At 59.2% G+C, this 22,316-nt stretch carries 20 protein-coding genes and 1 other RNA gene; 9 read left to right on the plus strand and 12 right to left on the minus strand.

The window, feature by feature from the left end; translation table 11 throughout:
- Nucleotides 1-19: 19 nt before the first annotated feature.
- The 3 genes from NB311A_RS02430 to NB311A_RS02440 all read right to left on the minus strand — a co-directional run bounded on the left by NB311A_RS02430 (nt 20) and on the right by NB311A_RS02440 (nt 3,283).
- On the minus strand, nt 20-289 hold the full coding sequence (locus NB311A_RS02430; RefSeq protein ID WP_009796840.1) for a hypothetical protein: 270 nt from the start codon (nt 287-289) through the stop codon (nt 20-22).
- A 327-nt stretch (nt 290-616) separates the two neighbouring features.
- A complete protein-coding gene (locus tag NB311A_RS02435) occupies nt 617-2,224 on the minus strand; it encodes an NAD(P)/FAD-dependent oxidoreductase (RefSeq protein ID WP_009796841.1) in 1,608 nt (535 codons plus the stop codon).
- 246 nt (nt 2,225-2,470) lie between these two features.
- Complete coding sequence (locus NB311A_RS02440; RefSeq protein WP_009796842.1) at nt 2,471-3,283, minus strand: L,D-transpeptidase; 813 nt, start codon at nt 3,281-3,283, stop codon at nt 2,471-2,473.
- A gap of 285 nt (nt 3,284-3,568) precedes the next feature.
- Here NB311A_RS02440 and NB311A_RS02445 point away from each other — a divergent pair, with 285 nt between their 5' ends.
- Nucleotides 3,569-3,910, plus strand: coding sequence for a hypothetical protein (locus tag NB311A_RS02445; RefSeq protein WP_009796843.1), 342 nt, complete (start codon nt 3,569-3,571; stop codon nt 3,908-3,910).
- Nucleotides 3,911-3,982: 72 nt separating this feature from the next.
- On the opposite strand, the gene NB311A_RS02450 is transcribed toward NB311A_RS02445, so the two are convergent.
- From NB311A_RS02450 to NB311A_RS02460, 3 genes are all read right to left on the minus strand, one after another.
- Nucleotides 3,983-4,744 (minus strand): ABC transporter permease, encoded by a 762-nt coding sequence (locus NB311A_RS02450; RefSeq protein ID WP_009796844.1) that lies wholly within the window; start codon nt 4,742-4,744, stop codon nt 3,983-3,985.
- 1 nt (nt 4,745) lies between these two features.
- Complete coding sequence (locus NB311A_RS02455; RefSeq protein WP_009796845.1) at nt 4,746-5,666, minus strand: ABC transporter ATP-binding protein; 921 nt, start codon at nt 5,664-5,666, stop codon at nt 4,746-4,748.
- Between the two features lie 126 nt (nt 5,667-5,792).
- Entirely contained in the window at nt 5,793-8,237 is a 2,445-nt protein-coding gene (locus tag NB311A_RS02460; protein WP_009796846.1) for an ATP-dependent helicase, read from the minus strand.
- A gap of 267 nt (nt 8,238-8,504) precedes the next feature.
- Here NB311A_RS02460 and NB311A_RS19930 point away from each other — a divergent pair, with 267 nt between their 5' ends.
- Both NB311A_RS19930 and NB311A_RS02470 read left to right on the plus strand, forming a co-directional pair.
- The gene (locus NB311A_RS19930) at nt 8,505-8,678 is read left to right on the plus strand and encodes a DUF1328 domain-containing protein (protein WP_009796847.1); all 174 of its coding nucleotides are present in this window, start codon (nt 8,505-8,507) and stop codon (nt 8,676-8,678) included.
- Nucleotides 8,679-9,007: 329 nt separating this feature from the next.
- The gene (locus NB311A_RS02470) at nt 9,008-12,613 is read left to right on the plus strand and encodes an AsmA family protein (RefSeq protein WP_009796848.1); all 3,606 of its coding nucleotides are present in this window, start codon (nt 9,008-9,010) and stop codon (nt 12,611-12,613) included.
- A gap of 61 nt (nt 12,614-12,674) precedes the next feature.
- Here NB311A_RS02470 and NB311A_RS02475 read toward each other — a convergent pair whose 3' ends face one another.
- The 6 genes from NB311A_RS02475 to ssrA form a co-directional block, all read right to left on the minus strand.
- Nucleotides 12,675-13,007 carry a ribbon-helix-helix domain-containing protein gene (locus NB311A_RS02475; protein ID WP_040673799.1) on the minus strand — a complete coding sequence of 111 codons (333 nt, stop codon included), beginning with the start codon at nt 13,005-13,007 and terminating at the stop codon, nt 12,675-12,677.
- 392 nt (nt 13,008-13,399) lie between these two features.
- Nucleotides 13,400-13,651, minus strand: coding sequence for a ribbon-helix-helix domain-containing protein (locus NB311A_RS02480; RefSeq protein ID WP_009796850.1), 252 nt, complete (start codon nt 13,649-13,651; stop codon nt 13,400-13,402).
- Nucleotides 13,648-13,836, minus strand: a complete 189-nt coding sequence (locus NB311A_RS02485) for a DUF4169 family protein (protein WP_040673800.1) — start codon at nt 13,834-13,836, stop codon at nt 13,648-13,650. The genes NB311A_RS02480 and NB311A_RS02485 overlap by 4 nt, the downstream gene beginning before the upstream one ends.
- Before the next feature lie 221 nt (nt 13,837-14,057).
- Nucleotides 14,058-15,467, minus strand: a complete 1,410-nt coding sequence (gene fumC / locus NB311A_RS02490) for a class II fumarate hydratase (protein ID WP_009796852.1) — start codon at nt 15,465-15,467, stop codon at nt 14,058-14,060.
- A 96-nt stretch (nt 15,468-15,563) separates the two neighbouring features.
- A complete protein-coding gene (locus NB311A_RS02495; protein WP_009796853.1) occupies nt 15,564-16,109 on the minus strand; it encodes an SspB family protein in 546 nt (181 codons plus the stop codon).
- A 169-nt stretch (nt 16,110-16,278) separates the two neighbouring features.
- Nucleotides 16,279-16,636: a transfer-messenger RNA gene (gene ssrA, locus NB311A_RS19935) on the minus strand.
- Between the two features lie 119 nt (nt 16,637-16,755).
- On the opposite strand from ssrA, the gene NB311A_RS02500 reads away from it, so the two are divergent.
- The 6 genes from NB311A_RS02500 (at nt 16,756) to NB311A_RS02525 (ending at nt 22,263) form a co-directional block, all read left to right on the plus strand.
- On the plus strand, nt 16,756-17,550 hold the full coding sequence (locus NB311A_RS02500) for a thymidylate synthase (RefSeq protein ID WP_009796854.1): 795 nt from the start codon (nt 16,756-16,758) through the stop codon (nt 17,548-17,550).
- Nucleotides 17,547-18,083 (plus strand): dihydrofolate reductase, encoded by a 537-nt coding sequence (locus tag NB311A_RS02505; RefSeq protein ID WP_009796855.1) that lies wholly within the window; start codon nt 17,547-17,549, stop codon nt 18,081-18,083. Before NB311A_RS02500 ends, NB311A_RS02505 begins: the two co-directional genes overlap by 4 nt.
- Before the next feature lie 157 nt (nt 18,084-18,240).
- Nucleotides 18,241-19,386 carry an FtsH protease activity modulator HflK gene (gene hflK, locus NB311A_RS02510; RefSeq protein ID WP_009796856.1) on the plus strand — a complete coding sequence of 382 codons (1,146 nt, stop codon included), beginning with the start codon at nt 18,241-18,243 and terminating at the stop codon, nt 19,384-19,386.
- Complete coding sequence (hflC, locus tag NB311A_RS02515; RefSeq protein WP_009796857.1) at nt 19,383-20,279, plus strand: protease modulator HflC; 897 nt, start codon at nt 19,383-19,385, stop codon at nt 20,277-20,279. Before hflK ends, hflC begins: the two co-directional genes overlap by 4 nt.
- Before the next feature lie 33 nt (nt 20,280-20,312).
- The gene (locus NB311A_RS02520) at nt 20,313-20,513 is read left to right on the plus strand and encodes a DUF2065 domain-containing protein (protein ID WP_009796858.1); all 201 of its coding nucleotides are present in this window, start codon (nt 20,313-20,315) and stop codon (nt 20,511-20,513) included.
- Nucleotides 20,514-20,772: 259 nt separating this feature from the next.
- The gene (locus NB311A_RS02525) at nt 20,773-22,263 is read left to right on the plus strand and encodes a Do family serine endopeptidase (protein WP_009796859.1); all 1,491 of its coding nucleotides are present in this window, start codon (nt 20,773-20,775) and stop codon (nt 22,261-22,263) included.
- Nucleotides 22,264-22,316: the final 53 nt, after the last annotated feature.

Consider the following 22,316-nt stretch of genomic DNA (forward strand, 5'->3'; position numbering starts at 1 on the left):
GATCCCGGAGGACCTCAGCTCACGTATATTTGGCAATGAGATAGCCGATGCCATAGGCTGGTCCGGCGACCAGGAGAATGGCGAACACCATCACAAGCCAGCCCTTTAGAATCGCAATGATGCCGCCGCTCGCCCAAAGCTGTTGCGGTCCGGGCTGCGCATAGGCCCACAGCGACCAGGAAGCGGCCACGAGCAAGTAGATATCGAAAATATTCAATGATGCGCCGACATAACCCAGATATGTCGGGACTAAAATCGCCAGAAAGACCCGGCCGAGAATTTGCAGCACCTCAACCCCCAGAACTTGCCTGCTTTCGCCAAGCCTTTGCTTTAGTGTAAATTGGACACTTAGACGATGGAAAATGCACGAGCGAAAACCGGCGGCGGGATGCGGTGACAGGGGGCGCGTTTACCACGAAGGCGGCGTGCGGGACGCGGAAGAAGCTTCACTCACTTTTCCACAGGGATATCCACAGGATTTCCCCAGTATGATCCCAGGCTTCGCACGGGGTTTTCAACAACCGTAACTCTCCACTCCATAACTCCTCCACTCGACGCCAAAGCGGGTTTTGCTCGGAATTGGCATCGCGGGCGACAGTCCATGTGCTGCCAATCGTCAGCGGCGAGCGAACAGCGCCCGGTGATCCCGTAAAATGGCGCGCGCGGCGTTATGGCCGGGTGCGCCCGTGACGCCGCCGCCGGGATGCGCGCCGGAGCCGCAGTGATAGAGCCCTTTCAGCGGTCCCCGGTAGTCGGCGTAGCCCAGCATCGGCCGGGCCGAGAACAACTGGTTCAGCGTCAGCGCGCCATGGAAGATGTCGCCGCCCAGCAATCCGAATTCACGTTCGAGGTCGAGCGGTGACAGGATCTGCCGGCCGATCACGCTGGCGGCAAAGCCCGGCGCGTAGCGGTCGACGGTCGCGATCATGAGGTCGGCGACCTCGTCGCGATGGTCGTCCCAGGACGCGCCCTGGGGCAATTGCGGCGCGACGTGCTGGCAGAACAGGCTGGCCACATGGCGGCCGGGCGGCGCGAGCGTGTCGTCGATCACCGAGGGGATCAGAACTTCGATCACCGGTTCGCGGCTCCAGCCGAACGTGCGCGCGTCCTGCCAGGCGCGGTCCATGTAGTCGAGACCGGGTGCGATGATGATCCCGGCGCTGAGATGGTCGCCCGCGCCCGGCAAGGCCAAAAACGAGGGCAGGCCGGAAAGCGCGACGTTCATGCGAAAGGTGCCGGAGCCGTTGCGCCAGTTCTTGATGCGGTTGAGAAAGGCGGGCGGGAGCGTGTCGGCGGACAAAAGCCGTGTATAGAGCAGCTTCGGGTTGACGTTCGCCGCCACATATCTTGCGCGGATTGTTCGTCCGTCGTCGAGCACGGCGCCGGTTGCATGCTTCCCTTCGACGATGATCTCGCGCACGCCCGCGTTTGTTTCGATTTCCACGCCATGCGCGCGGGCGGCCGCCGCCATCGCCCGGGTGATCGCGCCCATGCCGCCGATGGCGTGTCCCCAGACGCCCTTCTTGCCATTCACTTCTCCGAAGGCATGGTGCAGCATCACGTAAGCCGAACCGGCGGCGTAGGGGCTCGCATAGTTGCCGACGATGGCGTCGAAGCCGAACAGGGATTTGATGAGATCGGTTTCGAAGCGGTCGTCGAGCATGTCGCCTGCCGATCGGGTAAAGAGATCGAACAGGCTGCGTTGTTGCTCCAGCGAAAGCCCGCGCAGGATTTCAGCGGAGCCGATTGCGTTGACGAGTTCGCCCGCTGCCTTGAGGCCAAATCCCTCGGTGAGGTTTGGCGGCGCGCGGAGTACGAACTGGCGGACGACATCGGCGATCTCTTCGAGTTCGCGCATGAAGTCGTCGAATTCGGCGGCGTCCCGTTCGCTCAAGCGAGCCGCCGATGCCCTGGTGCGACCTTCACCTGTGAGTAGGTAGCGGCCGTCGGGAGCGGGCAGGAAGTTCTGGGCGCGGCGTTCGACGATCTGCAGGCCGTGGTGATGCAACTGCAGGTCGGCAATGACTTTCGGATTGAGCAGGCTGACGGTGTAGGCTGCAACCGAATTGCGGAAACCGGGATGGAATTCCTCGGTCACGGCCGCGCCGCCCACCACCTTGCGCCGCTCCACGACCCTGACGCGTAGCCCGGCCATCGCGAGATAGGTTGCGCATGTCAAACCGTTGTGGCCTGCGCCGATGATGACCACGTCAGTGTCTGACATATCTGTTTCAAGGTTCTCAGACGGGTTGACTGTCGCTTTTCAGGCTTTTTATCCGATGAGCGGAGCCGATTTCAGCCTGCTGACAGGCTTTGCGTTGGCGGCCTGTGTCCGGTCGAAACCGGTTGTCGTGCATTTTGTTTGCCGGATCCCGGATGACTGTTCGCTTTTTTGGGACTGGACAATGATGATTTCAGTATCTTCAAAGATAACGGCTATAGCAGCGTAATAATGGAAGATTAGTAGCCGTCAGTCGTCGAAGTCCGAAAACAGGCCGCGCGAGCGATAGGGTCGCGGTGCATGGACCTGGGGTTGGTAAGGCTGCGCATACCCGTAATCTCTTTGATCGCCGTAGTAGTATTGCTGTCGTGGGGGGACGTTCTGCGCGCCGTATCGAGGACGATAACCGCGCGGAGCGGGATAGCGCTGATCGTGCGAACTGCCGTCCGCCGGATAGATATAGCCGTCGTCGTCGCGAGTCGCAGCTTGCGGCTGCCAGCCAGGTGCGATCTGCCGAGGCGTCAGATCCACGGGATTTCCCGCGGCATCGTAGGATTGATAGTTCGGCACCTGGTCGCGACGGGCGACATCAGTTTTCAGCTTGCCGCGTGGATGTCGCGCCAGCGCCACGCGCGACGATCCGGTCAGTGTGACGGTGGTGTTGAGGACGCCTTCTTTCTTCACAAGAGAGAACAGGGTGCTGGCGTTGACGCGCGATATACGTACGCAACCGTGCGAGACGGGGATGCCGAGGCTACCTTCGGAGAACGTGCCGTGGATGGCATGACCTATCTTGGTAAAGAAGATCGAGTGCGGCATCGGCGCGTCGTCAAACTCCTTCGAGAAATGGTTAGCTTCCATCCGGAAAGTCTGGAATTTACCGTTCGGAGTTTCGTGCGACGGATTACCGGTCGAGACCGGCCATTGATAGCGCTCGACGCCATTGACGGAAACGATCATCTGCTGATTGTCCTTGTCCACCAGAATGGACACCTTTGCCTGGGCAACGCTACCAGCAATGAGAAACAGCAGAGTAGCAGCAGGAATAAAAATTTTACGCATTACCTAGGGCCTCGACTCCAGCCTACCGTTCCCGAGCTAATATAAATATGCGCTCAAAAAATAATATGCGCTCAAGAAGATGTGCTTCCAATAGTGGGTTTGCGTCATCGTTAACTTACGAAGCGGCACAACCAAGGCGGGGAGGAAACGTCGGATGAAATAGGCTTGAAAAGCGCCGTGCGACGTCTGAGGAACTTCCGATAGGATAATGCGTTATATTTACCGCAAATCCAGCGATCACGGCCCGTTCAACGTTCCCCTTCAACCATGAGGATAAAGATACCGATGAGGACCAAAACCCTAGCATTGCCGATCGAATCGTCTTTCCGGTTGCGGATCGCGGTGGTCGCTGCTGCCGCAGCGCTGGCCCTGCTTTCCCTTCCGCATCAAGCGCATGCGCAGGGCGTCTTCGGCGGTATGGAGCGCGGTGCCAACCAGGGCGCGTACGAGGGTCATCGCGCGGCGGGGCCGGTGGGTGGCGCAATTGGCGGCGCGATTGGCGCTGGCGTCGGCGGTGCGGTCGGCGGAGTCAGAGGCGTGCTCGGCATTCCGGATCGGGGTCCCTATCGGGGGCATCGATGCCGGGGCTATTGGAAGCGTGGGCATTTCCACTGCTATCGGCGTTGATTAAGAGTTTCCCTACGCGCAGACCGCGAGCCGGGTGAAACCCGGCGCGGTCTGTGATTTGCAGAGGGGAGATTAATTTTTGAGTCGATAGCCGCTTCGGAATATCCACGATACGACCAGCATGCAGGCTGCAAGAAAACCGACTGTCATCCCAATACTCACGGACACGCTGACGTCAGCGATCTCGTAAAAACTCCACCGGAATCCGCTGATGAGGTAGACGACGGGATTGAACAGCGCGAGGGTTTGCCAAGTCTGCGGCAGCATGTTGATCGAATAAAAACTTCCTCCGAGAAATGTCAGCGGCGTGATGATCAACATCGGAATCATCTGCAATTTTTCGAAACCATCGGCCCAAATCCCGATGATGAAGCCGAACAGGCTGAAAGTCACCGAGGTAAGTAACAGAAAGGTCAGCATCCATATCGGGTGATGAATGTGCAATGGCACGAACAGGCCCGCGGTGGCCAGAATGATCAAACCCAGAATAATCGATTTGGTGGCGGCGGCTCCAACATAACCCAGCACGATCTCGAAATAGGAGACCGGCGCCGACAATATCTCGTAAATGGTGCCGATGAACTTCGGAAAGTAGATGCCGAACGATGCATTGGTAATGCTTTGAGTCAGTACCGACAGCATTATAAGTCCCGGCACGATGAAAGTACCGTAACTGATGCCCTCGACCTCGGTGATGCGCGATCCGATCGCCGCGCCGAACACCACGAAATAAAGCGAGGTCGAGACCACCGGTGATACGATGCTTTGCAGCAGCGTGCGCCAGGTGCGCGCCATCTCAAATTTGTAGATCGCCTGCACGGCTCCGAAATTCATGTCAGGTCCTTACAAGGCTGACGAAGATCTCTTCCAGAGAACTTTGTGTAGTGTCGAGGTCGGAAAACCTGATACCCGCGGCACGAAGATCGCCCAGCAGGCTGGTGATTCCGGTGTGTTCGCTTCGGGTGTCATAGGTGTAGATGAGTTCGCCGCCATCTGCGGCGAGTTCGAGGTTGTAAGCTGCCAGCGTTGCTGGGACGATGTCGATCCTGCTTTGCAAATGGAGTTTCAATCGCTTTTTGCCGAGTTTCTGCATCAGTGCGGCTTTTTTCTCGACGAGAATGATCTCGCCTTTGTTGATGACGCCGACCCGGTCCGCCATTTCTTCAGCCTCTTCGATGTAATGCGTCGTCAAGATGATCGTGACGCCGGAGGCTCGCAGCGCGCGCACCACGTCCCACATCGCTTTTCGCAATTCGACATCGACGCCGGCCGTGGGCTCGTCGAGAAACAGTACCTGCGGCTCGTGCGAAAGCGCCTTCGCAATCATCACGCGCCGCTTCATGCCGCCCGACAACGTGACGATCTTGTTGTCTTTTTTGTCCCACAAGGAGAGATCCTTCAGGACCTTTTCAATATAAGCCGGGTTTCTGGGCTTTCCGAACAGCCCGCGGCTGAAACTGACGGTCGCCCAGACCGTTTCGAACGCATCGGTATGCAGCTCCTGCGGAACCAGGCCGATCATCGCGCGGGTCGCCCGATAGTCGCGGCGGATGTCCCGACCGTCGACCAGCACCTGACCGGCGGACGGATTGGTGATGCCGCAGATGATGCTGATGAGCGTTGTCTTGCCGGCGCCGTTGGGGCCGAGCAGCGCGAAGATTTCGCCCCGCTTGATATCGAGGTCGATACCCTTCAGTGCCTTGAATCCGGACGCGTAAGCCTTCGACAAACCGGAAATGGATATCATGGACGACATGCGAGGCTTGATGCGCTGTAAGCGGGTGGAGAGGAACGAAGAGAGAGATGATATCGAGGCCGAATGGCGGGACGATGGTGAATGCAGGTCAACAGATAGGAGTGCAGGCGGCGGTTCGCAATTCGGTCACACCCGCTCGACGAAGCTATCGACTACCTTTTTCTCGCCGGCTTTTTCAAAGGCGATGGTCAGCTTGTTTCCATCGATCCTTGCGACTTGCCCGTAGCCGAATTTTTGATGAAAGACCCGGTCGCCCAATGAGAATTCGGAGTCCGAGCCCGTGGATCTCGCGATCAATTCTCCTTCGATGATCAACGGCGCACGCTTCGACTGCGATCGGTTCGCATTGTAGGGCATGCCTGCCTCATTGAACCCGCCCCGGCCGCGATTGGCCTGCGCGCGTTGCCAGCCGGGCGTCGCATAGCTCGATCCGAACGACTCGACGTTGTCGAAACGAGAGGGGCCGTAACCGCCCGATCCGCCCCAGCCCGACCCGCCTTTCGATTCCATGATCTCGACATTCTGCGCCGGCAGTTCGTCGAGAAAGCGGGACGGGATCGTGGTCGACCACGAGCCGTGGATGCGGCGATTGGTGGCGAAGTAAAGTTTTGCGCGTCGGCGCGCCCGTGTCAGCCCCACGTGTGCGAGGCGGCGCTCCTCTTCGAGACCGGCGCGTCCTTGCTCGTCCAGCGCACGTTGATGGGGAAACAGACCTTCTTCCCAGCCTGGGAGGAAGACAGTATCGAATTCGAGCCCCTTGGCGGAATGCAGAGTCATCACCGAGACGGCATCCTCGTCCGCGGCGCCGTCGCGATCCATCACCAGAGAGATATGTTCGAGGAAGCCTTGCAGGTTCTCGAACTCTTCCATCGAGCGTATCAGCTCTTTCAGGTTCTCCAGGCGGCCCGCGGCGTCGGCCGAGCGGTCCTTTTGCCACATCTCGGTGTAGCCGCTCTCGTCCAGCACGATTTCGGCAAGTTCGGTATGCCGCATGGACTCCCGCTGCAAGCGCCAGCGGTCGAAGCTCTCGAGCAAGGCGCGCAGCGATCCGCGCGCTTTCGGTTTCATCTCGTCGGTTTCGACAACGGCGCGGGCGGCTTCGCTGAGCGGGATCTGCCGCTTTCGCGCGATCCCATGCAGCATCTGGACGGTGGCGTCGCCCAGACCACGTTTCGGCACATTGACGATGCGTTCGAAGGCAAGATCATCGGCCGGCGAGTTGATGAGGCGCAGATAAGCAAGCGCGTCACGGATTTCGGCGCGCTCGTAGAAGCGCGGACCGCCGATGACGCGATAGGGCAGGCCAAGCGTGACGAAGCGGTCTTCAAACTCGCGCATCTGGAATGAGGCGCGCACCAGAATTGCAATCTCGTTCAGTTTTTCGCCGGCGCGCTGGAGCTGTTCGATTTCCTCGCCGATGGCACGGGCTTCCTCCTCGGAATCCCAGGAGCCGGTGACGGTGACCTTCTCGCCGTCGATATCCTCGGTGCGCAACGTCTTGCCGAGCCTGCCTTCATTATGCGCGATCAGGTGGGAGGCGGCGGCGAGGATATGGCCGGTCGAGCGATAGTTGCGCTCCAGCCGGATCACCTTGGCGCCTGAAAAATCGTGCTCGAAGCGCAGGATGTTATCCACCTCGGCGCCGCGCCAGCCGTAGATCGACTGGTCGTCGTCGCCGACGCAGCAGATGTTTTTGGACCGGGCCGTGCGCGCGTCCGGACCCTCTTCCGCAGAGGGAACCGGAAAAAGCGCGGGTGCTGAAGGAGGCGTCTGCGACAGCAATCGCAGCCACAGATATTGAGCGACGTTTGTATCTTGATACTCGTCGACAAGGATGAATTTGAAGCGATTCTGGTATTGCCGCAGCACGTCCGGATGCTCACGGAACAGCCGGATGTTCTCAAGCAGCAGATCGCCGAAGTCCGCTGCATTGAGGATTTTCAACCGTGCCTGGTAGGCGGCGTAAAGTTTGCCGCCACGACCATTGCCGAATACGGAGGCTTCGCCCGGCGGCACCTGCGCGGGCGTCAGTCCACGGTTCTTCCAGCCGTCGATCAATCCGGCCAGCATCCGCGCGGGCCAGCGTTTGTCGTCGATGTTGTCGGCCTGCAGAAGCTGTTTGAGCAGACGGATCTGGTCGTCGACATCGAGAATCGTGAAGTTGGATTTGAGTTGCACCAGCTCGGCATGAACACGCAGGATCCGGCCCGCAATGGAATGAAAGGTGCCGAGCCACGGCATACCTTCGACTGATTGTCCGAGCATCTGGCCGAGACGGTGCTTCATCTCGCGCGCAGCCTTATTGGTGAAGGTGACCGACAGGACTTCGCCGGGGCGGGCGCGGCCCTGGCTGAGGATATGCGCAATGCGGGTCGTCAGCACGCGGGTCTTGCCGGTGCCCGCGCCGGCCAGCACCAGAACCGGTCCGTCCAGCGTTTCCACGGCCTCGCGCTGCTCCGGATTGAGCCCGCTCAGATAGCGTGGCGCTGCCGCGGCCCGCGCGGCGATGCCGCCGGCGGCAGGCCGGTGCTCGGAAACGTGGCTATGGATCAGTCTGCTCGGCTCGGTCATGCGAATCGTCTCTCCCCACGATGACACCACTGGTCGGCGAAGGGGAGCCCTCTTAGGCGGATTAGGAATATATAGTGCGACGCGCTTCGTAACGTTTTTTCTGCGTCCTGGCCAAGAATGATCGCCGTAGCGCTCGGCGTTTTGTTCCCAGAAACCCGTTCATTTTCAGAACTTTCTCGCACAGAGCTGCGGGGAACCATTGTTCCGGTGACGGATTGTTTTTTTGAAGTCACGCGCTAAGCGCGCAGGAAAAGCGGAGGCCAAGCCATGTTCAACTGGGTAGTGACGTTCCTGGTCATTGCATTGATTGCTGGCGTTTTGGGCTTTGGAGGTATCGCTGGCGCCTCCATCGAAATCGCCAAGATCATCTTCTTCGTTGCTCTTATCCTGTTGTTGGTCTCGGCAGTGATCGGGTTGTTGCGCGGCAGGCCCCGCGTATAGCGCGCGGGGTTATGAAGGGCATCACGATTTTCTGACAGATGCCCTCTGGATGCGGGATGGAGCTTTTGGAGCGTTGACCGGCTTATGGAACGGGTTCAGTGGACTCCCATGCCATCCTTTCGCAAGGGCGCTGCCGTTTCAGGGGTGACGCCTGACCGCCGTCCCGCTGCGACTTTTGCCACAGTTGATATTACTATAACGATGCTGGCACTCGTTTAGTGTGCTCGCCACGTCCCGGGACCGAAGCTGCAATCTTTGGAACCCGGTCGTGACTTGCTGAACACGCACGCGGAAGCGGAACTCAAATTTGCGAGTCAGAGGGGGACACCGTGCAGACGACGCTGCTCGGCCTGGCGATCACACTCATCGTTGCGCTCATCGCCGCGCTGATCGGGCCGCATTTCATCGACTGGAACCATTTTCGCTCCCAGTTCGAGACAGAGGCGGCGCGCGTGATCGGCGCGCCGGTGCGAGTCGCAGGTGGGATCGACGCCCGGATGCTGCCGTCGCCATCCTTGCGGCTTGAGTCGGTACTGGTTGGAAGTCCGAACGATCCGGGGAAGGTTCACGCGGACGTTCTCGCCGTCGAGTTCAGCCTGGGTTCGCTGATGCGCGGCGAGTGGCGCGCAACCGAATTGACGATTAACGGCGTTGCGCTCGACCTTGGCCTCAATGAGAGAGGACAGTTGGAGTGGCCCCTGTCGTTCAATTTCGGCTCGCTTTCCGTTGATCAGTTAAATCTCACGGGCCGCGTAGCGTTTCATGATGCTGCCAGCCGCAGTACTTTAGAATTGAACGACGTCGCTTTCAGCGGTGGGGTGCGGCCATCGGGAGCGTCCGTGCGCGGTGACGGCAATTTCGTGTTGTCAGGAACGCGCTATCCTTTCCAAATTTCGTTCGCACAGGCGGGTGTGGGAAACGCCAGCCGTGTTCATGTCGCGATCGATCCGGGAACGCATGCCGAGTTCACCGGTGTCGATGGCATGTTGTCATTCGACGAGCAGACTCCGCGTTTCGACGGCACCGTGAAACTCGCAGGAGCGGGAGAACCCGCCAATAAAAACCCTTCGGGCTTCCCCGCTCAAAGACCATGGCGTGTATCGGCCAAGGTCAAGGCCGATCCGAAAGGTGCGCGGCTTGGGCAGATCGATGTCAGTTACGGTAAGGACGATTCTGCACTGAGGCTTACAGGTGAAGGAGACATTCGTTTTGGCTCGTTGCCCCGGCTCCGCGCTACATTGTCCGCACCTCAACTCGACGCCGATCGCCTGCGTGCCAAGGATCGCAACCCGCCCGCAAAGCTGTTGCAGGCATTGCAACGTTATCTAACAAAAATCCCGAAACCACGGCTCGCCGCCGACATCAAGATCGGGGTCGACCGGATCATGCTGGGCGACCGCCCGATACAAGATTTCGGCGCTGACTTGCGCAGCGACGCTACCTCATGGGCGATCAGCCGGCTGGAATTCGACGCTCCCGGCGCCACACGTGTGGCCGTTGACGGTGAAATCCTGAAGCCCGGATCTTCGCCGCGGCTCAACGGGACAGTCGATCTTGACTCGTCCGATCCCGATACTTTCATGGCATGGCTGCGAGGCCGTGGCGAAGTCGCCCATCCACATCGAAAGCCGCTGCGTGTGCAGGGCAAATTGACAGTCGAGCCAGGCCAGATTGTCTTCGAACAGCTCAAGGCAGATATCGAGGGTGGCAGCGTCGAAGGGCGGCTGGCGTTTGTCGATTTGACGGCGGAGAACGGTGGGCGGGCCGAAGCTGAACTCAAGGCGGATCGTCTCGATCTCGATGCGGCGGCGAGCTTGGTGCGCGCGGCGACACCGCAAGGCGGTTGGTCCGGGGAAGGACGACTGTCCTTGAATGTTGCGCACGCTATGTCGACGGCACAGGAACTGGGTCCGTTTCTCGCTGAGCTGAGTTACGGGCCAGTGGCGATCTCTCTCGAACAATTGAAAATCGGCTCTTCCGGCGGCCTCATGATCGATGGCTCCGGTGCATTCGACCGTGTCAATACGACCGGGAAGTTATCGTTGAATGCGACATCAGAGTCGGTTGCGCCGATGGCGAGCTTGATTGCTCCGCTCGCACCGAGTGTCGCGGCGCGCCTCAATGCGATACCCGCGACTGCGGGGGCTGCCCAGCTTCATCTCGCGCTCAACGTTGCTAAGAGCCCTGTCGATAAAAAGAAGGCAGATGCCAGCGCGAAACTCAACGTCGATCTTCCGCAACTTAAAGGCTCACTGTCGCTGGATGCAGCGCCTTTGCTTGCGGCAGTGCGCGCCGCCGACTTTGATGCATTGTCACACAGCGAGCTGACGCTTCGGACGAAGCTGACGTCGGAGCGCGGCGGGGGCGTGCCGATGTTGCTGGGTCTCGACCGCGTCATCGCGATTGCGAACCAGTCCGTACTGGAAGCTACAGCGACGGGAGCATGGCGTGCTCCGGTCCGGCTGAATGCGAGAATGTCGGGACCCGATCTCGATGCCGCAATAAAAGGAACGGCGGAGCCGTGGTCTTCGGATCGAAAGGCCGATCTCAATCTCACAGTTCATCGCGTCGGTTTCAAGCTGCTCTCGAAACTTCAGTCGTCTGGCTCCGATGCTCAGGGGGCCAGGCTGTCGTCGCGTGTCACGCTGGCTGGCGACAAGTTGATCTTCAGCGATCTCGATAGCGCGATCGGTGATTCCCGTATGCGCGGGCATGTTACGGTCGTTCTGGGCAATGAGAATCACCTCGAAGGTGAACTCGGAATCAACACGCTCGATCTGGCGACGGCGTTCGGCCTCGCAGTCGGCGCTGCCGGGCGTGATCCGGCCGAGCCGTTGAGCGTCGGCCTGCCGGAAGGTTGGCGCGTTCAGCTCGCTTTTGCAGCGCTACGCGGGACGCTGCCGGGAAACGTTGAATTGAGACCCGTCAGCGGCGTTGTCAAAGGGGACGGTCATTCCCTGACGTTTGATGCGATGAAAGCGAAAATCGGAGATGGCGACGCCACGGCAAACCTCCATGTTCGGCAGACCGTCGAAGGCGTTGCCTTGAATGCGGCCGTTCAGTTCACCAACGTCGAGGGTTCAGCATTGCAATACGGCGCACTTGCGATGCCTGCCGGTCGTACCTCGGCGCGCATCACACTCGCCAGTCAGGGTCGCAGCGCCTCGGCGATGGTGGGAGCGCTATCCGGCGACGGGGTGGTCACGCTCGATCATGCGCGAATTTCAGGGCTTGATCCTCACCTGTTCGGCGTCGCGATCAATAGCGCCGTCGAGGCGGGATTCAGCGACGCTAAATTGCAGGGGATCGTAGAGCGGTCTCTGTCCGCTGGCCCACTGTCAGTCGCATCGGCGCAAATTCCGTTCACGGTGAGGAATGGCCGTTTGCGCGTCAGTCCAACCTCGCTGGATGGGGACGGCGCGCAGGCGATCGTCTCCGGCGGTTATGACATCACGGCGGATCAAGTCGATATCCGCGCCGGGCTTACTTCGACCTCGGCCGGGTCTGCCAACGATCGTCCGGAAGTTCAGATATTCGCAGCTGGACCGCCCCAGGACATACACCGGACTATTGACGTCGCGGCGTTGTCCTCATGGCTTGCGGTGAGGTCGATCGATCGCGAAACCCGCAAACTCGACTCGATCGAGCAAAGCCTGGAGCGGCCAGCGGTCGTTTCGCCGGCGCCGGCGTCATTTCAGGCCAGGCCGTCGGATCTTTCTGCTGATATACCGGCGACGGACGCCGCGCTCGTCACTCATGCTCCACTACCAAGGCGAAATCCTCGGCGGTTCGCGGCAAGATATCGGATGACTATCCCGCTACCGTCTTCGCGTCCGGCGGCCGCCCACGCATCCCGTGCACCGCCGGCGCTGCCGGTTGCGCGCTTGCCGGTGGAGACCCAGCTCGTAGCACCCGGGCCTGTCCGCCGCCGCTAAGGCCGCATGCGCCGGAGGAATGAACCGGGTGTCTCCTCGTGAGGAGCTGAAAGTACCGAAACTATTTCGAGCCAAACGGAGCAAGCTGCGTTGAAGGTGCTTGCCGCTCGCCGATGAACATGGTGCGTGCCGCTCGCGTGCGAAAATGCTCGAGGACGTACAGACGGATCGCCGAAGACAAGTTGCCGGTTCTGCGATTGGTATCGATTGTAGCAATTTGTGTGGAAAGGCTTATGCCCCGCCGTGTCGCGATATCCTTCAGACTTGTCCAGAATGCATCTTCGAGGCTGACGCTGGTCTTGTGACCACCGACGACCACTGATCGTTTAACAACTGCATATTCGCGTAATAGACCCGGCTCTCCGCGGCGGTCACCGCTTTCGTCGTTCTGCATGTGTGCCTCCATTTGTATTCCGGCAGGGGTCATCATCGGCGCACGATGAGATCTCACCGGACGTCTGTTCGGTTTAACTGTGAAAGCGGTACTGCGGATCATCGGCGGAACGCGCCGGTTTACCTGATCGGCGCGACGCGGATCGTCGATGTGCAGGTAAATAGTAGCTGAAAGTATCGGCCGCCGGTATTCGGGAAATAACCTATAGCGTTTTCGAGCGAAGTGGATACCGGTTCGCGTCAAGAAAACGCGTCAAAACAAAAAGCTGGAGCCCGGCTTTGATTCCGTCAAAGCCGGAATAGCTCTAAGCCCAACCACTATCGTGACGCCGATGTGCGCAGACATACAGATGAGAACTGTATCGGCGCTCTGCGGAGAATCGATACCTGCTGTCAGAGGCTAGGATTGCTTTCGGATCTGGCCGTCGCCGCTCGGCTTCGAAAGTAATCCAGCACGAAGAGACGGATTGCCGAGGAGAGGTTGCCCTGTTGGCGGTTGCTATCGATCTCCCCGACGAGTTCGGACAGGGTCATGTCGCGATGACTCGAAATTTCCTTCATCCCGTTCCAGAAGGCTTCCTCGAGGCTTACGCTCGTCTTGTGGCCGGCAACTACGATCGATCGTTTCACTACCGGCGATTTCATGACGCGTCCTCACCGTCGATGCGGTGTTGATCGAGCAAGCGCATGTCTCGCATTATCTTCTGTTTGGAAAGATCGCGCTCGGCTTTGGTGCGGCCGAAGCGTGTTCGATTAACGTCAGCGATGGCGGCCGCCTGTTTACGCTCGGCGTGCTTCCTGCGCTTGTTCAAATTAATCACATCCCCCATGACCGATTCCGCTGTCTCAAATACCGGGAACGCGTAACTGCAAATATCGACGCCGCCATAAGCGGCTATAATTTTGTGATGTATCATGATGCATCGCAACAGGATAGAAAATTTTGTCCAAAATGCTCAATAATATGGGATAGATCAGTTCACGAAGCGCTGATCGCTAGAATATCATCCTGACGGGATTTATAGAGGCATTGAACGTTCGACCGATTGTATCATCCCGGTCGCGTCATTTTATGGGGTTGCACCAATCGGTCGAATTCCGCGGCCGTGACAAAGCCGAGCCGCTGAGCCTCCTCCTTCAATGTTGTTCCGCGAGCGTGGGCGGCTTTAGCGACCTTCGCCGCGTTATCGTAGCCGATCCTCGGCGCGAGCGCCGTGACCAGCATGAGCGAACGTTGCATCAATTCGCGGATCCGCTGCTCGTCGGCATGGATGCCCTTGATGCAGTGTTCGGTGAATGAGCGCACGACGTCGGCGAGCAGTTGTATGGAATCGATCATGCAGTAGGCCATAACCGGCTTGTAAACGTTGAGTTCGAAATGCCCCTGACTACCAGCTACAGTCACTGTCGTATGGTTTCCGAACACCCGGCAACAGACCATGGTCACCGCCTCGCACTGAGTGGGGTTGACCTTCCCCGGCATAATGGACGATCCAGGTTCGTTCTCGGGAAGGATCAGCTCTCCGAGGCCGGAACGAGGTCCAGAACCGAGAAGGCGGATGTCGTTCGCGATCTTGAACAGACCTGTTGCGACGGCATTGATCGCGCCGTGAACGAAAACATAGGCGTCGTTTGAGGCCAGCGCTTCAAATTTGTTGGGAGCGCTCGTGAAGGGGAGTTTCGCAAGCAGCGCTGTATTTTTCGCAAACAGTTTGGCGAATTTTGGCTTCGAGTTGAGTCCTGTTCCCACGGCGGTTCCACCTTGCGCCAGCGGATAGAGGTCCTTCAGTGCTGTGCGAAGCCGGGCCAGACCGCTCTCGATCTGCGCCGCATAGCCGGAGAATTCCTGTCCGAGCGTCAGCGGAGTTGCATCCTGGGTATGGGTCCGTCCTATCTTGACGATATGCGCGAACGCCTTTTCCTTTTCGCGCAGCGTCTTGAGCAGGGCGGCCAGCGCGGGCACGAGATCAGACACGATGCCATGAGCCGCCGCGATATGCATCGCTGTCGGAAATGTATCGTTCGACGACTGGCTCATGTTGACGTGGTCGTTGGGGTGAACGGGCTTCTTGTCGCCGCGTTTGCCACCGAGCAGCTCGTTGGCACGGTTGGAGATGACCTCATTGAGGTTCATGTTGGTCTGCGTGCCGGAACCCGTCTGCCAGACCACCAGCGGAAAATGATCGTCGAGCTTGCCGTCGATCACTTCGCGCGCCGCACGAAGGATTGCGGTCGCGCGCCGGCGGTCGAGCAGGCCAAGCTCCCGATTGGTCTGTGCTGCTGCGAATTTGACGATGCCGAGCGCTCGAATCAGCGGCATCGGCATCCGGTTCTCTCCAATGCGGAAGTTTTGTCGACTGCGTTCGGTCTGGGCCCCCCAATAGCGGTCGGCCTGAACTTCTATGGGACCGAAGCTGTCGGTTTCGGTGCGCGTTTTCGCCGTGCGTGATGACGCAACCATGTTTCAGTCCGTTATGTTGAATGTTCGGTGCCGCTATCGGGCGCAGCCCGATCGTCAGTCCCACGAAAAGGCGCTCCGGCAAATGCAACAACCCGGCTACTTCTTGCGGAAGCGGTCCAGTCTGACAACCTCGGCGCCCTGGCCAGGTTTAGGTTTGTCCTCGGTTTCCGCCGCTGTAGGCTGGGAATGGTCGGCCGGAGCGGCCAGCGCCGTCGGGGAGGGCGCGGTCGATGGTTCGCTCGCATTTGTCTCGATCTCAGCCTTCTCTGTTTCGGCTTTTTCTGTCTCAGCGGGCTCAAACTGCAATCCGAACTGGACCGATGGATCGAAGAAGCTCTTGATCGCGCTGAAAGGAACCACGAGGCGCTCAGGCACGCCGCCGAACGATAGACCGACCTCGAAGTGATCCTCGGTCACCGTCAGATCCCAGAACTGATGTTGGAGAATGATGGTCATCTCCTCGGGATACTGCGCCAGAAGGCGGGACGATATCGTCACGCCGTCGGCCTTCGACATGAAGGTGATGAAAAAGTGGTGCTCGCCCGGCAGCCCGTGCTCGGCGGCGTCCGTCAGCACGCGGCGCAGGACACCGCGCATTGCGTCGCTCGTGAGCAAATCGTAGCGAATATGATCGGTTGGCATCGATTAGGTCTCGTCGCCTCGGCAGTATAGCGCAAATCGCCGCGAGCATTTGGGGCCGACTCGCACCGTCTCGCGATGATACTCCTGCGATTTTGCCGGGTCAGCAGCGATTGGGGTCGGCCGGTAAGTTTCTTGTCGCCAGGTTGGCTGGAGCGGTGAACGGATTAAGAGTGGAGGCTTCTGTTGCCAGGTGCCTCCGAACCCCGCCTGACGGAGCTTAACCCATCAGGACTTCAGAGTGGTCTTTCAAACTGCGTTACGCAGCCTGAGCAACCGGAGCATAGTTGTCGTTTGCAACTATTGCATAGCCCGATAACGGCGGAACCATACCGGGAAAAAGCGAGCCCTTTACGCCCTCGTCGATCCTGTTTCGCCCCCGCCAGAACCCAAATCTGCCGAGTCGGGCTCTGGTGGAGGCGCCGGGTACTGCCCCCGGGTCCGAATGGTTTATTGCGGCGGCCATTTATTTCCATAGCCGGCGAACCGGCGCTTTCAATATAGTCTGCAAAACGTGAGGAAAAAAGGGTGCTGGACGGCACATTTTTTGCCGCCTCGCCGATCCATTTTCCGGGGCGGGGTATAATGGGAATGTGGTGAGACCCACCGACCCGACGCTTAAGTTCATCGCCCGGAAAGCGCCACTGGCATGAATCAATATCACGATCTGCTCGAACGAATCCTCCGCGAAGGCGCGGAGAAACATGACCGTACCGGCACCGGCACGCTGTCTGTCTTTGGACATCAGATGCGCTTCGATCTCGCATCCGGCTTTCCGATGCTGACCACCAAGAAACTTCCCCTCCGGTCGATCGTGCATGAACTGCTCTGGTTCTTGAGGGGTGAGACCAACATCAAATATCTGAAAGACAACGGCGTTTCGATCTGGGACGAGTGGGCCGATGAAAATGGTGATCTCGGTCCGGTGTACGGCTCGCAATGGCGTTCATGGCCCGCGCCGGACGGCGGCAGTATCGACCAGATCGCCAACGTCATTGACATGATCCGGCGCAACCCCGATTCGCGGCGGCTGATCGTCAGTGCTTGGAATCCGGCCGATGTCGATAAAATGGCGCTACCGCCGTGCCATTGCCTGTTTCAGTTCTATGTCGCCGATGGAAAACTGTCATGCCAGCTTTATCAGCGCTCGGCCGATGTATTCCTCGGCGTGCCCTTCAATATTGCGTCCTACGCGCTGCTGACGATGATGGTTGCGCAGGTCACGGGGCTCAGTCCAGGCGACTTCGTCCATAGTCTGGGTGACGCGCACCTCTATTCGAATCATCTTGAGCAGGCTCGGCTTCAACTGTCGCGGCCGGCGCGGCCGCTGCCGACGATGACGATCAACCCCGAGGTGAAGGATATCTTCGCGTTCTGCTACGGGGATTTCAAACTGGAGAACTATGATCCTCATCCGCACATCAAGGCCGAGGTCGCGGTATGACCGGGACCGTCCCCCAGCGTCCGGAAATCGTCCTGGTGGTTGCGGTCGCCGAAAACGGCATCATTGGTCAGCGCAATGAAATCCCTTGGCGGCTGAAAGCCGATCTGCAACGTTTCAAGGCGATCACCATCGGCAAGCCGATCGTAATGGGCCGCAAAACCTTCGACTCATTGCGCCGACCGCTGTCGGGACGAACCAACATCGTCATCACCCGCGATCCGGGCTTTACCGCGGCCGGAGCGTTGGTGACGCGATCGCTGGCAGACGCGCTTGCCATCGCAAAAGGAGATGCCCTGCGGCGCTCGGTCACTGAGATTGCGGTGATCGGCGGAGCCGAGATCTATAATGCTTCTATGCCCGTAGCCGATCGGCTCGAAGTGACCGAGGTTCATGCCACAGTCGATGGCGATACCGTCTTCCCGCCGATCGATCTTTTGATCTGGCATGAAATCGCCCGCTGCCGAAACAAGGCCGCCGCCGGCGACACTGCTGACCACTCTTATGTGACATATCGCCGTCGGACGCAGCATTAACCGCATTCCCTGATGTTTGCATTGACATTTGTCTGATCGAATATAGCTCCTTCAATCAACAAGCCGCGTTGTAAGGGCGAAGAGCGTCCCCTATAAGGTCGAATGGACAGAGCGAGGTTAGGCTTTAAAAGGCCCATCCGCGCGGAGGAGAGTATCGATGCCGTGGAAGAATCAAACCGGAGGTCCATGGGGTCAGGGTCCAAAAGGGCCTTGGGGGGCCGGCCCGCAGCCGACCGGGCCCAAGCCGCCGGATCTTGAGGATCTGCTGCGTCGGGCCCAGGAGCGCATCCGGCAACTGTTGCCGGGGGGGCATCTGAGCACCATGGGCGTTTTGCTGATCTTGATCGGCGCGGTCGTAATCTGGGGCATGTCCGGCTTTTTCCGCGTGCAGTCCGAAGAACTCGGCGTGGTGCTGCGGTTCGGCAAGCATGTGCGAACCGTCCAGCCCGGCCTCAACTATCACCTGCCATATCCTATCGAGAGCGTGTTGCTGCCCAAGGCGCTGCGCGTCTCAACCCTCAATATCGGTTTGACGCTGGCTCAGGACCCGGCTCGGAACACCAGCACGATGCGCGATGTGCCGGAGGAAAGTCTGATGCTGACGGGCGACGAAAACATCGTCGACGTCGATTTCACCGTGTTGTGGCGGATCAAGCCGGGCGGGGTCGGTGACTTCCTCTTCAACATCCAAAATCCGGAAGGCACCGTGAAAGCGGTGGCCGAAAGTGCGATGCGCGAGTGGGTCGGACGTTCGGATATTCAACCGATTCTAACGTCCGAGCGAACCAAAATTGAAGCTTCGGTGCACGAACTCATGCAGAAGACCCTGGACCAATATGGTGCCGGTGTTCTGATTCAGCAGGTGCAGATGCAGAAGGTCGATCCACCGGCTCAGGTCATCGATTCATTTCGCGATGTGCAGGCGGCGCGTGCCGACCTCGAGCGGCTGCAGAACGAAGCCCAGACCTATGCCAATCGAGTCATTCCCGATGCGCGTGGTCGGGCGGCGCAGATCGTACAGAATGCCGAAGGCTACAAGGAACAGGCGATCGCCGAAGCCAAGGGTCAGAGTTCGCGTTTCTTGCAGGTCTACCAGGCCTACAAGGCGGCGCCGGACGTGACACGCGAGCGCATCTACCTGGAGACCATGGAACATGTGCTAGGGGAGGCGGACAAGCTCGTGTATGATCCGGGTTCATCGTCCTCGGGTATCGTGCCTTACCTGCCGCTGAGCGAATTGACATCGCGGCGCGGTGGCTCGACGACGAACCAGCCTGCCAAGACGAATGGGGGTGCCCGATGAAAATCGGAGTTTTAGGGATTGCCGCGCTCCTGCTCGGAATGGCTCTGCTGGTGGTGGGATACAGCTCTGTTTTCACGGTGAGCCAGACCGAACAGGTGTTGCTCGTGCGACTGGGCGAGCCGATACGCGTCGCCACTGAGCCGGGATTGCATTTCAAGGCGCCGTTCGTGGATTCTGTAATCGCGATCGACAAACGAATTCTGGACCTCGAGCAGGCGTCGCAGGAGGTCATTGCGTCGGATCAGAAGCGGCTCGTTGTCGATGCATTCGCGCGATACCGCATCAAGGATGCGCTGCGTTTCTATCAAAGCGTGGGCTCCATTCAGGTCGCTAATATCCAGTTGACGACGCTGCTCAACGCATCGCTACGCCGGGTTCTCGGTGAGGTGACATTCATTCAGGTCGTGCGGGATGAGCGCGAACAACTGATGGCCCGCATTCGCGACCAGCTCGACAGAGAGGCTGGCGGATACGGCATCTCCGTGGTCGATGTCCGGATTCGGCGGGCCGATCTGCCGGAACAGAATAGTCAGGCGATCTACCAGCGTATGCAGACCGAGCGGCAACGCGAAGCTGCGGAATTCCGCGCTCAGGGTGGGCAAAAGGCGCAGGAAATCCGGGCCAAGGCCGATCGGGAAGCGACCGTTATCATCGCCGAGGCCAATTCATCGGCCGAGCAGATTCGCGGTCAGGGTGACGGCGAACGCAACAGGCTCTTTGCCCACGCCTACAATCAGGACCCGGCATTCTTCGCGTTCTATCGGTCGATGGGCGCCTATCAAACCGGACTGAAAAGCAGTGGTACGCGTTTTCTGCTGAAGCCGGATTCCGACTTTTTCCGCTTCTTCGGACATATTCGTGGCCAGTCGGCGGCCTCCGCACCGAGGCCGTGAAATCGACATCGCGAGGGTTGGGAGACGCCATCGATGGGTTCCATCGCCTTCGCCGATTTTCTTGTCGGTCTCGGTGTTCTGTTCATGCTTGAAGGCCTTCTGTTCGCCGCGGCGCCGGATTGGACGCGGCGAGCGATGGAAAGCGCGCTGGCAGTACCGGAACACATTTTACGGCTGGTGGGTATAGGGTCGGCAATCGCGGGCCTTATCCTGATCTGGCTGGTCAGGCACTAGAGTTGTTTCAACTGCGTTGAATCAGACTCGCCGCTTATCTTTTTGTTTGAGCATGATCTTTTCCGAAAACCGGTTTCCACTTTTCGGATCATGCTCTGGAGCACGGACTCCGCAACGGTACCTCGTGAACGGAGTGCCGGCTTTTTGCCGCAATCGGGAGCCCGATGGATTGGCGAACGCTGTTTTCGCGGCTTGCGCAGGTACGGCGTCCGGCGCAGTGTATGTCCGGCAATATGTTTCTCCAGGAGAGACTCGCAACATGATCCGAGCGATTCACGCGTTGAGCCTTCGCCGGCGTTCCCTGCTGACCGCGCTTTGCCTCAGCATCGCAAGCGCCATGATATCAGCGCCGGCGCTGGCCCGAGGTCCCGATGGCATCGCCGATGTGGCGGAAAAGGTGATCGACGCGGTGGTCAACATCTCGACGACCCAAAAGGTCGACGTCAAGAACGGCGAGGGCCGCCGCCTGATTCCACAACTTCCGCCGGGATCGCCGTTCGAGGAGTTCTTCGACGACTTCTTCAAGAATCGCCGCGGCGGCAAGAATGGCGGCCTGCAAACGCATAAGACAAACTCGCTCGGCTCCGGATTCATCGTCGATGCCGCCGGAATTGTGGTCACCAATAATCACGTCATCGCCGATTCCGACGAGATCAACGTCATTCTGAATGATGGCACCAAGGTCAAGGCTGAAACCATAGGGGTCGACAAGAAGACCGATCTTGCGGTGCTGAAGTTCAAGCCGCCGCATCCGCTGACGGCCGTCAAATTCGGCGATTCCGACAAGTTGCGGCTTGGTGAGTGGGTGATTGCCATCGGCAATCCGTTCAGTCTTGGCGGCTCCGTGACCGCCGGCATTGTCTCGGCGCGCAATCGCGACATCAACAACGGCCCGTATGACAGCTACATCCAGACCGACGCCTCCATTAACCGTGGTAACTCCGGTGGTCCGCTGTTCAATCTTGAGGGCGAGATTGTGGGAGTGAATACACTGATCATCTCGCCGTCTGGCGGTTCTATCGGTATCGGCTTCGCGGTGCCGTCGAAGACGGTCGCAGGCGTTGTTGATCAGTTGCGGCAGTTCGGTGAGTTGCGCCGAGGTTGGCTTGGCGTTCGTATCCAGCAAGTCACCGATGAAATCGCCGACAGCCTCAATATCAAACCGGCCCGCGGGGCGCTGGTTGCCGGCGTGGAGGACAAGGGGCCCGCTAAACCTGCCGGCATCGAACCCGGCGATGTCATCATCGCTTTCGATGGAAAGGACATTAAGGAGCCGAAAGATTTATCGCGCATCGTCGCCGACACGGCAGTGGGCAAGACAGTCAAGGTCGTGATCATTCGCAAAGGCAAGGAAGACACCAAGAAGGTTACGTTGGGACGTCTGGATGACAGCGACAAGCCCCTGCCGGTCTCGGTCAAGACCAAGCCGGGGGACGACGACAAGCCCGTCACGCAAAAGGCGCTCGGCCTTGATCTCGCCGCGCTCAGCAAGGACCTGCGGGCGCGCTACAAGATTAAAGACAGTGTCAAGGGCGTCATCATCACCGATGTCGAGGCCGATTCCGACGCGGCCGAGAAGCGGCTCAGCGCCGGCGACGTCATCGTCGAGGTGGCGCAGGAAGCCGTGGGCAGCGCGTCCGATATCCGCAAACGTATCGATCAATTGAAGAAGGACGGCAAAAAGGCGGTGCTGCTGATGGTCTCGAACGGCGCCGGCGAATTGCGGTTCGTGGCGCTGAGCTTGAAGTAAGGCGCGACCGCCCTTTGTCATTCCGGACGGCTTGCAACGCAAGCCGATCCGGA

Origin of the sequence: Nitrobacter sp. Nb-311A, from assembly GCF_000152905.1 — a bacterium.
Lineage (GTDB): Bacteria > Pseudomonadota > Alphaproteobacteria > Rhizobiales > Xanthobacteraceae > Nitrobacter.